Origin of the sequence: Maricaulis sp. D1M11 (assembly GCF_047308265.1) — a bacterium.
In the GTDB taxonomy this organism is placed as follows: domain Bacteria; phylum Pseudomonadota; class Alphaproteobacteria; order Caulobacterales; family Maricaulaceae; genus Maricaulis.
Genome location: NZ_JBKQWY010000022.1, coordinates 1 through 590 on the forward strand (window position 1 = coordinate 1; position 590 = coordinate 590).

Annotated in this window: 1 pseudogene; it reads left to right on the forward strand. The window is 58.6% G+C overall.

Going from position 1 to position 590, the window contains the following annotated elements:
- Positions 1-590: pseudogene (locus tag RMQ97_RS15465) on the forward strand (hypothetical protein); the annotation flags it as partial.

Consider the following 590-nt stretch of genomic DNA (forward strand, 5'->3'; position numbering starts at 1 on the left):
GAATACAGCCGCACCACACATGACTGGACACAGTTCGGCGTTCCCCTCACCACTGTCGATGAAGCCATTGGCTATGCCTATGACGTCTCCGGCAATCTCGTTCGCCAAGAATTCCTCGAACTGGAGAATGGCAGCTATTCCACCGCGGCCAACACCTCTGTCGTTGAGATGCGCTACAATGCGCGCGGTGAGATGGTCGAGCGCGGGCTCAACGGCCTGTTCCGCGAAGCATGGGTTTACGATACCCATGGCCGCCTGACCGAAACGACGGCCGGGGACGGGATCGCGAAATATTTCGCCTATGATGCGCTGGGCAATCAAACCCTCGTCTTGACCGCAACGGGATCAGACGCAGCGACCACCGCTTCGCTGGCCGCCCAGACGCGCGACAGCGTCTTTGCCCTGTTCAATGATGCCACCCAGACGCCCGATTTCATGAAGGCCGGGGTGAGCGAGTTTGTCTCAACCCTCACCGAGTTTGATGCGCGCAACATGGCCATCTCGGTCATCGAACCGGAGCGCCAGCTCAACAATATCGAAGGGTCGCAATTCCACACCCTGACGACATCGCGGACCTATAATGCCTTTGG